Source organism: Pseudochrobactrum lubricantis (assembly GCF_041929865.1).
Classification (GTDB): domain Bacteria; phylum Pseudomonadota; class Alphaproteobacteria; order Rhizobiales; family Rhizobiaceae; genus Pseudochrobactrum; species Pseudochrobactrum saccharolyticum.
The window spans coordinates 1-8,313 of record NZ_JBHEEE010000016.1 but is presented as its reverse complement, the minus strand read 5'-3'; the positions used below and the strand labels follow the sequence as shown (position 1 = coordinate 8,313).

At 57.2% G+C, this 8,313-nt stretch carries 8 protein-coding genes and 1 pseudogene; 1 reads left to right on the top strand and 8 read right to left on the bottom strand.

The window, feature by feature from the left end:
- The coding region (locus JNC80_RS18725) for an ISL3 family transposase (RefSeq protein ID WP_376711250.1) at positions 1 to 1,268 on the bottom strand (1,268 nt) is incomplete at its 3' end.
- 130 nt (positions 1,269 to 1,398) lie between these two features.
- Between JNC80_RS18725 and istA the strand changes: the two are divergent.
- Positions 1,399 to 2,682: pseudogene (gene istA, locus JNC80_RS18720) on the top strand (IS21 family transposase); the annotation flags it as partial.
- Positions 2,683 to 2,868: 186 nt separating this feature from the next.
- On the opposite strand, the gene JNC80_RS18715 reads toward istA, so the two are convergent.
- The 7 genes from JNC80_RS18715 to JNC80_RS18685 are packed head-to-tail and all read right to left on the bottom strand — an operon-like array spanning position 2,869 to position 8,172.
- Positions 2,869 to 4,152 (bottom strand): arsenic transporter, encoded by a 1,284-nt coding sequence (locus JNC80_RS18715; protein WP_445482815.1) that lies wholly within the window; start codon positions 4,150 to 4,152, stop codon positions 2,869 to 2,871.
- A 4-nt stretch (positions 4,153 to 4,156) separates the two neighbouring features.
- Positions 4,157 to 4,609, bottom strand: a complete 453-nt coding sequence (locus JNC80_RS18710; protein ID WP_376711249.1) for a CBS domain-containing protein — start codon at positions 4,607 to 4,609, stop codon at positions 4,157 to 4,159.
- Complete coding sequence (locus tag JNC80_RS18705; RefSeq protein ID WP_232776700.1) at positions 4,578 to 5,129, bottom strand: VOC family protein; 552 nt, start codon at positions 5,127 to 5,129, stop codon at positions 4,578 to 4,580. Before JNC80_RS18705 ends, JNC80_RS18710 begins: the two co-directional genes overlap by 32 nt.
- On the bottom strand, positions 5,126 to 6,892 hold the full coding sequence (gene arsA, locus JNC80_RS18700; protein WP_445482814.1) for an arsenical pump-driving ATPase: 1,767 nt from the start codon (positions 6,890 to 6,892) through the stop codon (positions 5,126 to 5,128). Before arsA ends, JNC80_RS18705 begins: the two co-directional genes overlap by 4 nt.
- A gap of 17 nt (positions 6,893 to 6,909) precedes the next feature.
- On the bottom strand, positions 6,910 to 7,278 hold the full coding sequence (gene arsD / locus JNC80_RS18695) for an arsenite efflux transporter metallochaperone ArsD (protein WP_003804142.1): 369 nt from the start codon (positions 7,276 to 7,278) through the stop codon (positions 6,910 to 6,912).
- A 40-nt stretch (positions 7,279 to 7,318) separates the two neighbouring features.
- Positions 7,319 to 7,798: an arsenate reductase ArsC gene (locus JNC80_RS18690; RefSeq protein WP_376711247.1), complete on the bottom strand. Its 480-nt coding sequence runs from the start codon at positions 7,796 to 7,798 to the stop codon at positions 7,319 to 7,321.
- On the bottom strand, positions 7,795 to 8,172 hold the full coding sequence (locus JNC80_RS18685) for an ArsR/SmtB family transcription factor (protein ID WP_376711246.1): 378 nt from the start codon (positions 8,170 to 8,172) through the stop codon (positions 7,795 to 7,797). Before JNC80_RS18685 ends, JNC80_RS18690 begins: the two co-directional genes overlap by 4 nt.
- Between the last annotated feature and the right edge of the window lie 141 nt (positions 8,173 to 8,313).

Here is an 8,313-nt window from a genome sequence, read left to right as displayed (position 1 = left end):
ACGTTCACTTCGATTGCCGCGACAAGGATAGCCTCGGATTTTGCCAGGTCATCGCGTGCGGCGGTCATCAGTCGAGCAATAACCCGCGACGATGGCGTGCGCGCAAATCCGCTCTGGCCTGCCTTCTCAGCCAAACGTCGACGTTGTGCCCATTGCGAGACAACACCGCTCTGTCCTGGAAAGCCTTTTGCTTTCATCTCGCGCCACAGCGCCAAGGCGTTTCGCGCCCCTTCTTCCCAACGGTTGTTAAGCCATGGCAGCCAGTTATCCAGCGAACTCGGCTTCGTTCGGAATACATCGAGGCGTTGACCACGCAGGACATCGCGAACCAGTTTTCGGCTATGACCGGTTTGCCGGACAATCTGCCGAATTGATATTCCCTTCTTGGCCAATCCTTGTATCGCCTCATTGGTCTCCTGACGGCGCAGATATCCTTCATACTGTAGCCTTTCCGCGTAAGTTAGAAGCTTGGGATCAACGACGTTGCTGCCGACCGCTTGCCTGATTTGGCGCATCGACTTGCCAACCGCATCCAGAAACGCCCGGCTCGAGTTTTCCATAAGGTGCCATCGATCGGCGACCTGTTCAGCGTCAGGTAAAGCTTTCGCGATGGCCTCACCATAGCCACCGCCCCGATCGCGGGCGACAATCGATATTGACTGGTGTCCGGCAAGCCATGCTCTAGACGTATCCAACGCACGATCCGGCAGAAGGGTGACTGGCCGCCGGCGCTTCAGATCGCAAATGATCGTTCCATATGTCTGGCCGCGTCGGAAGGCAAAATCATCGATGCCGATGACCGTTAGCTCATCGTTCTGATCAGCCGTTCGGCGGCGAACCACCCGTAGCAACGTGTCGTTGCTCACTGGCACCATCAGGCGCTCGGCAAAGGCCGCCGCAGGCCTGCCGCCAAGCGCGAGACCGAGGTGGTGGACAATTGTCTCCAGCCGTTGGGTCCGCCGACCATAGCGTGCCAGGACACCGTCATTGAACTGTTCGCAGAAGATGCGCCGCCCACATAAAACGGCATCACACCAGAACCGACGCGCCACAATCGTCAGCTCCACTCGCCGACCACAAAGGGGCAAGTCCGCTGGCCTTCTCAGATATCGGCTTTGAACGCGGCGGCTCGACCGCCCACAACTGGGGCAAAGCCCTAAGGGAGAACGTGATCGTAACAGGATTTGCACGCTCTCGTCGGCGAACTGCACTGAATCTACCAAAAAACCGTCCGGTGCGAGACCCGTGCGCTGAAATCGATGTTGCATTGCTGATCCTTCCAGTGAACCAGCGAAAGTCTGCATACCAACAACAGCAAATATGAGTCAGAGCCTAGAATTGACCCATGTTTGAACTTTCCCTCGTGTGTTTTTCAGCGAGGGCTATGGAGTGATAGACATGGCATTATTGAGCGTTATCCGACGCTGGCATTACCGGGACGAACTATCGATCCGGGAGATTGCCCGACGAACGGGATTATCCCGGAACACCATCCGCAAATACTTACGTCTGAATGGCGTTGAGCCAAAGTTTCAGGTTCCGGACCGACCAAGTAAACTCGACCCATTTTCTGACCGATTGACTGCATGGTTAAAGTCGGAAGATCGTAAACCTCGCAAACAAAAGCGCACTGTGAAGCAGCTGCATGCTGACCTCGTCATTTTGGGCTATCAGGGGTCGTATAGTCGCGTCGCCACCTTTGCACGCCAATGGAAGGCCGATCTTCACATACACAATCAGACATCCGCTCGAGATACGTTTGTCCCTTTAAGCTTTGAGCCTGGAGAAGCATTTCAGTTCGATTGGTCGGAAGACTGGGCAATTATCGGTAATGAGCGAACAAAGCTTCAGATCGCACATACAAAGCTAAGTTATTCTAGAGCCTTTATCGTTCGCGCCTATCTCACACAGTCCCATGAGATGCTGTTTGATGCCCATAACCATGCCTTCCGTGTGCTTGGTGGCGTTCCAAGGCGCGGTATCTATGACAATATGCGCACAGCCATCGACAAGGTTGGTCGAGGCAAGGAGCGTGACGTCAATATCCGCTTTCAGGCCATGGCTAGTCATTATCTGTTTGAGCCAGACTTCTGTAATCCAGCGTCAGGCTGGGAGAAGGGGCAGATTGAGAAGAATGTTCAGGATTCTCGGCATCGGTTCTTTCAACCAACTCCGCGATTTGCTTCGCTGGATGCATTGAACAATTGGTTGGAAGAGCGGTGCAAATTTTTCTGGGCAACGACACAGCATGGTAAAATACGCGGCACCATAGCCGATCTCTGGACCGAAGAAGCCGAAGCCCTTATGCCCGTTTCCCGGTCTTTTGATGGCTTTGTAGAGTGTACCAAGCGCGTATCACCGACCTGTCTCGTCCATTTGGATCGCACGCGTTACAGTGTTCCAGCATCTTATGCCAATCGTCCAGTAAGCCTGCGTATCTATCCTGCTCGTGTCGTGGTTGCCGCCGAGGGCCAGATCATTTGCGAGCATTCACGTATCTTTAATCGCTCTCACGAAGCGCCGGGGCAGACAGTTTATGATTGGCGGCACTATTTGTCGGTCGTTCAGCGAAAGCCCGGCGCATTGCGCAATGGCGCTCCTTTCACTGAGCTTCCTGAAGCGTTTCGCACACTCCAGCTTCATCTGCTGAAGAAGCCTGGGGGCGATAGGGAAATGGTGGACAGGATCGAACGGCGTGGCATGGATGCTCTTTTTCTTTCTATGGCCGAGTAAATCCAGTTCCGCTAAAAAGGCGATATAGAGCGGTATCCCGATGACCGCACTCAAAAGAATAGCCATACGCCAAGCCGCTCACCCTTCTTTACTCCAATACATGCATGCATGTCCGCAAACAGCGCTCCGCTCGCATTAAGCGAGACTCAGGCGCAATGCCAGCGCAGCCAGGGTCGCCGCGAGTACGGGGACGGTCAACACAATGCCCACCTTGAAGTAATACCCCCATGTGATTGTCATTCCCTTGCGCGCCAGCACATGCAACCAAAGCAGCGTCGCCAGCGAGCCGATGGGGGTGACCTTCGGCCCCAAGTCACTACCGATCACATTGGCGTAGATCATCGCGTCTCTCACCACGCCCGTTGCGTTTGTGGCATCAATTGATAGTGCGCCCACCAGTACCGTAGGCATGTTGTTCATGGCCGAGGACAGCAGCGCTGTGAGGAAGCCAGTTCCAAAGGCGGCGCCCCATACGCCGCCTTGTGCGAAGTAATCCAGCAGCCTTGCGATATGCTCCGTCAGGCCTTGGTTACGTAACCCATAGACCACGAGATACATTCCCAGCGAGAAAACGACAATTTGCCAAGGCGCTTCACGGATCACCTTGCGAGTGCTGATGACATGCCCGCGCGCAGCGACGACGAGCAACAGCAGGGCGCCTGCGGCAGCCACGGCGCTAACCGGCACGCCTAGCGGCTCAAGGCCGAAGAATCCGACCAGCAGCAGGGCCAGAACCACCCAGCCGAAACGAAACGTAGCCACATCGCGAATGGCCTCATTCGGCTGTTTCAACTGATTCACGTCGTAGCGTGCGGGGATGCTGCGGCGGAAATAGATCGACAGCACGGCCAGAGAGGCAATGATGGCGACAATATTCACTGGAACCATCACCGCAGCGTAGTCATTGAACCCGATATTGAAAAAGTCGGCAGAGACGATGTTGACCAGGTTGGATACGACAAGCGGCAGGCTGGCGGCATCTGCGATGAACCCTGCCGCCATGACGAACGCGAGCGTTGCCGCCGGACTGAACCCCAGTGCCAACAACATGGCCATGACGATTGGCGTGAGAATCAGCGCTGCGCCATCGTTGGCAAAAAGCGCGGCGACGGCTGCACCAAGCAAGATGATCAGCGCAAACAGCAGACGTCCTTTCCCTCCGCCCCAGCGTGCGACGTGCAAGGCTGCCCATTCGAAAAAGCCAGCCTCATCGAGTAACAGGCTAATGATGATGATGGCAATGAATGCGGCTGTGGCGTTCCAGACGATCTGCCAGACGACAGGAATGTCACCGATGTGAACGACACCGGACAGTAATGCCACGACAGCGCCAAGCGTCGCACTCCAGCCAATGCCCAGCCCGCGCGGCTGCCAGATCACCAGGGCGATAGTGGCAAAAAAAATCAGTAGTGCGGCAATCATGTCAATTCCCTCTTTTCAGCGGGTTTTCGAGTTCTTTAAGAAGGCTTAAGAGGTCAATCCGGGAGATGACGCCGATCACTTTCCCATCCTCCACGACAGGAAGGGATGTCAAGTGATGATCCACCATCAGCCGGACTGCAACGGACGGATGCATGACAGGCGCGACGCTGTGCACTTCCGTGGTCATTACCTCTGCGGCAGTACGCCCCTCGGCCTTGTCGCGCTGTGTCCCCTTTGGGCCAAGAAAGGAAATCCAGGAGTTCTCCTTCCAAATCGATTCACGGGGTTCAAGCCGTTCGTCCGCTCCCCGGTGAATCAAGTCCGCGGTCACAACGCCGATCAGCCGACCCGCGTCGTCGACCACCGGTACGCCGTTGATGCGATGAGCCAGCAGCAGTCTTGCGATGTCCTCAACCGGAGTTTCAGGTTGAACGGTTACCGGATCGGGCGTCATGTAGTTCCGGATCAACGTGGTCAATCTCCTTGGTTTGGTGCTCAGATTGCTCGGTTTGCCCATCGAGCAGGAATACCGGCTCCTTGTCCGCAGGCATTTCTGCGAGTTCTTCATCGGTCAAGCGGGCGTAGACCTCGATGAGGTAGCCGGTGGGGTCGCGCAGCCACAGCTCGTGTAACGGGATGCCGCGCCAAGTCGTGCGCGGCGGTTTGACGATCTCGGCACCCACCGCCACGGCGGCGTGATAGGCAGCGAGCATTTCGGCTTTTCCGGCCACACCCAAGCCCAAGTGGTAAAGGCTGTAGGTGTCGAGTGCTTCGTCGCGATCATTGACCAGCAATACCAGGTTGAGTCGCAGATGCGGCACGATGAAGGTGCTGTACCGCGCCGTGCTGTCTTTGGGCGAGACACCCAGAAAGGCGCTGTAAAAGCGGGTGCTGCGACCCAGATCGGCGACGCGCAGACTGAGATGGAATTCCCCGGCTGCGGGGAATTCAGGGGTGACAGTAGAAGGCATCATTTGACGTTCACCTTGACAAGCGCACGCAGTCGTTCTGCGCCGATCGGTTCTTCCTTCAGAAGCGGAACAACCGCGTAACGGGCCGCGTGCTGATTGGCCACGGCGCTGATTTCGCGTAGCTCGTTGGCCGCACGCTGACGCAGTAACGGCGACTTGGCCAAAGACGCCGCCACACTTGTGTTGATGATCCAGGCCCATGGCTCGATCCCGGCACGGCGCAAGTCAGCTTGCAGGTTGGCGGCCTCCAGTACCGGCGTCGTCTCTGCCAGCGAGACGACGAGTACCTTCGTCTGCTTCGGATCCTGCAATTGCATCATCGGCGTCGTGAAGTGCACGCCGGTCTTGCCCATTTGTCGTGACACTTCGCGGTGATACGCACCCGTCGCGTCGAGCAGGAGCAAGGTGTGCCCGGTCGGGGCCGTGTCCATGACGACGAACTTTTTCCCGGCCTCGCGAATGATGCGGGAGAACGCCTGGAAGACCGCAATCTCTTCCGTGCAAGGCGAACGAAGATCCTCTTCCAACAGCGCGCGGCCTTCGGCATCGAGTTGAGCGCCCTTGGTTTCCAGCACGTGCTGGCGATAGCGCTCGGTCTCTGCATGCGGATCGATTCGGCTCACGGTCAGATTGTCGAGTGAGGAATCCAGGGTATCGGTCAAGTGGGCAGCAGGATCGGAGGTCGTCAGATGCACCGGTAAGCCTCGATGTGCCAGTTCGACCGCGATGGCGGCCGCCAGGGTTGTCTTGCCTACACCACCCTTGCCCATCAACATGACCAGCCCGTGTCCATCCGCCGCGATGCCGTCGATCAGCTCGGCCACGCTGGGCTCGTCGAGTTCGATCGGGGAATCAACCGCTGTGGGTGCTTGTGGAGGAAGGTCGGTCAGCAACTGCCGCAGTGCTTCAAGGCCGACGAGATTGAAGGGCTTGAGTTCTACATGATCACGCGGAAGCGCAGTCAACTTAGCCGGGATGTTCTTCAGCGCCGTTTGTTCCCGTTCGTGGATTGCAGCGGCGAGTGGGTCGGTAGCGGCTTCGATGTGAGGCAGGATGCCGTTGATGACGAGATGTTGCTGTTTGAGGCCTATGGCGGCCAGTTCTTCATGGGTTCGGGCGACCTCGCGCAAGGTCGCCTGCTGGGCGCGAGCGACCAGCACCAGACGGGTTTGCAGCGGATCGGCCAAGGCTTCAACAGCCGCCTTGTACTGAGTACGCTGCTTTTCCAGACCGGCCAATGGGCCGAGGCACGAGGCATCGCCCTTGCCGGCTTCCAGGAAACCGCTCCACGCACCCGGCAGTTGCAGCAAGCGGATAGTGTGGCCGGTGGGTGCCGTATCAAAGATGATGTGCTCGTAATCCGCCGTGAGTGCCGCGTTGGTCAGTAGCGCGGTGAACTCGTCAAATGCGGCAATTTCGGTAGTGCACGCGCCGGACAACGATTCTTCGATGCCCTTCACCACGTCATCGGGAAGCACGCCGCGGACCGGGCCGACCAGGCGCTCCCGATAGGCACTGGCCGCTGCCTCGGGATCAATCTCCAGAGCAGAAAGACGTGGAACCGCCGGAATCGGTGTGACGCGATTACCGATATCGACACCAAATACCTGCCCGACATTGGATGCCGGGTCGGTACTGACCAGGAGGACGCGCTTTCCAGCTTCGGCTAACTGAATGGCCGTGGCGCAGGCAATCGACGTCTTGCCGACGCCGCCCTTGCCTGTGAAAAACAGAAAACGGGGAGGAAGTTGCAGGAATTTCATCATTGTTTTCTCCATGTTGTTCAGCAGCAGCCACGCGGCCCGGAGCAGCAACCGCCCGTCGCCGGTATGGCAGCATCTGCAGGTTGATCAATGCCGATCCAAAGGGACAATTCAGCCCGCTTTGGATAACGCCCCGCGAGGGCCACTTCACCATCGACCAGGATCAGTGGCAGCGCATCCTGACCGGAGCGCTGCAAGAATCCTTTTACGGTCGCATTGTCGGCAAACATCTGTGGCTGCTGTGCCAGGTTGTAGCGCTCGATGCGCGCGCCGCTCTGCTTCGCCCAATCAACATCAGCAGCAAAAGTCACCAAGGCTTGGTCAACCTCCACACCGCAGACGCCGGTGCTGCAACACAGCGATGGGTCAAACACTTCGATCTTCTTCATTTAAACTCTCCATCAAGTATTCAAATATCAGTCAAAAAAACTACGCCGAAAGCACCGCGATCCGATCCAGTTCCGCCTTCAAACGTGTCCGGTCGTGCGCGAGTTCCACCAACGGCAGCGCGAGGAAGGCTTCGATGCGACGCCGCAAAATACGGTAGGCCGCCGTGAACGCTGCCTCGATTTCCGCTGCGGTCCCTGCGGCATGAGCGGGATCGTCAACACCCCAATGCGCACGCAGTACCGAGCCAAGATACGCCGGACAGGTTTCCCCAGCAGCATTCGAGCACACGGTGATGACCACATCCGGAGCCAGCGGCAGGTTGTCCCATGATTTACTGTGCAGTCCGTTCGTGTCGATACCTTCACGCGCCAAGAGCGCCAGGGAACGCGGATGGACGGTCCCGGTCGGCTGACTTCCCGCACTCATCGCTTTCCATCCTATCGGAGCCAAGTGGTTGAAGGTCGCTTCCGCCAAAATGGAACGGCAGGAGTTACCGGTACAAAGAAACAGGATATTCATGTTGTCGCTTTCATTGGTGTGGCTGACAGGGGTGGTAACAGTTCCTTGGCGCAGTTCGAGGCAGCAACCGTTTCAACGCATTTAGCGGGACTGCCAGGGCAACACTCATCCGTGAGGTACGCGATCAGATCCAACATCAACGGGATGTCCGCTCGGTAACGCTGGAAACGGCCCTCTTGCTCAACCGTCACCAGGCGAGCTTGTGACAATGCCTTCAGGTGAAAGGAGAGGTTGGCCGGCGGTATATCCAGCGCGTTAGCAATCTCGCCTGCCACCATGCCGTCCGGCCCCTTCTTGACCAACAGCCTGAACACGTCCAAGCGCAGGCCCGATGAGAGGGATTCGAAAATTGATGTTGCGGCTTGCTTTTCCATATTTAAATAATACTACAACTATCAAAATGATGCAAGCGCGTTGATCTGTCTGCTTAGACTATGCGGGGTCAGAACAAGAGCTGCTCGAAATCGTACGCTAAGACCGAACGGAGCGGGAACGTCATGCAGCGCGGAGGATTC